Source organism: Desulfovibrio sp. OH1186_COT-070, assembly GCF_003860215.1.
Taxonomy (GTDB): domain Bacteria; phylum Desulfobacterota; class Desulfovibrionia; order Desulfovibrionales; family Desulfovibrionaceae; genus Desulfovibrio.
Genome location: NZ_RQYH01000088.1, coordinates 1 through 1296, shown reverse-complemented (window position 1 = coordinate 1296; position 1296 = coordinate 1). Strand labels below are relative to the sequence as shown.

The 1296-nt window shown below is 55.9% G+C and carries 4 protein-coding genes; all 4 read right to left on the bottom strand.

The window, feature by feature from the left end; translation table 11 throughout:
• Window positions 1–369, bottom strand: a 369-nt coding sequence (locus EII23_RS11935; RefSeq protein WP_148091268.1) for a type II toxin-antitoxin system VapC family toxin, incomplete at its 3' end; no start/stop codon positions are given.
• Window positions 369–596, bottom strand: coding sequence for an antitoxin (locus EII23_RS11930; RefSeq protein ID WP_124793544.1), 228 nt, complete (start codon window positions 594–596; stop codon window positions 369–371). The genes EII23_RS11930 and EII23_RS11935, both read right to left, overlap by 1 nt.
• A 215-nt stretch (window positions 597–811) precedes the next feature.
• Complete coding sequence (locus EII23_RS11925; RefSeq protein ID WP_185702401.1) at window positions 812–1060, bottom strand: helix-turn-helix transcriptional regulator; 249 nt, start codon at window positions 1058–1060, stop codon at window positions 812–814.
• 9 nt (window positions 1061–1069) lie between these two features.
• Window positions 1070–1296: hypothetical protein (locus tag EII23_RS13215; protein WP_221620408.1), on the bottom strand; the 227-nt coding region annotated here is incomplete at its 5' end.

Here is a 1296-nt window from a genome sequence, read left to right as displayed (position 1 = left end):
AACCCGCGCGAACTCTTTCACATTGTGCGTTATGAGCGTAAAGCCCTGGGCTATGGCTTGAGCGGCAATCAGCATATCCATGCCGCCTATGGGCGTGCCCTGCCTTTCAAGCATCGCCCTGATCTTTCCGTAGGCAAGAGCAGAGCCTGCGTCAAACGAGGCAATTTCCAGAGGCAGAAGAAAGGCTTCCAGCGCCAGAAAATTTTTCTCTCTGGCTGCGCTTTTTTCAACCCCGTACTGGAGTTCGGCAACGGTGATCGAGGATATGGCAATGTCCCCCGGCACAAACCGCTCAAAGTGCTTGCGCACTTCCGGCGGCCTGTTCTTTATCATGTAAATGCAGATATTCGTGTCCAGAAGAACGCGCATCAAAGCTCCTCCCGAACATCCAGAGGCGGCTGCCTGCGCTCGCCCATGAAATCCCGCGAGAACTGGTCAAGAGCATCAAAAAGCGTTTCCCACGGCTCAGTGTGCGGCAAAAGCACAACCGCCCTGCCCACACGCTTGATGGCAACGCTGTCTCCTTCAAAGCGGAATTCCCTGGGCAGCCGCACCGCCTGGCTCTGGCCGTTCCGGAATAATCTGGCCTGTTGCATGGCAACCTCCGAAATATATATTATTAATATATACCCGTAAGGTGAGGTGTCAAGACCCCGCCCTGCATGCGCGTTTCACGTTTGCAATCCGCACTCCGGCCACAGGCAAGTCTCCCTCTTGTCCGGGCAGTCATGATTTTCCTTATGTCATGGGCCACGGGCAGCCATAGAAGAAGCCGGTGGCACGCTCGCTCCAGGCTGTTGCCGTGCCGCGGCTATTTCAGACACAGCAGCGCAACAAACCCGGACACATGCCTTGCCACAAATTCCTGCTTTTCCACCGGCAAGTCCCGCAGCATTTCTTCGATATGCCGCGTATGCCGTGGCTCTGTACCGTCTGTTGGCCGGAAAAGATCAGGAACGGAGCGCTGAAGGCTTTCGGCCATGCGCGGCAGGTGGTCCATTTTCGGGGCCATTTTTCCCTGCTCGATCCGCGACAGGGCCTGATGCCCGATGCTCAGCATTTCCGCCAGTTATTCCTGCGTCAGCCCCAAGGTTCTGCGCTTGGCGCGTATGGTTCTGCCAAGCTGCCGGGTCAAGGTTTCTGGCTTGTTCATGGCGAAAACTCCCGTTTTTCGCCATGCTCTTGCTATTTTTGCGAGAAAATGAATGCTCCACCGGCTAAAGCCGGTGGTATCGGAAACAGCTAAAGCTGGCGATTGCGGATGAAATCCGCCGACAGCTTGGCGGGTTGGCAAAA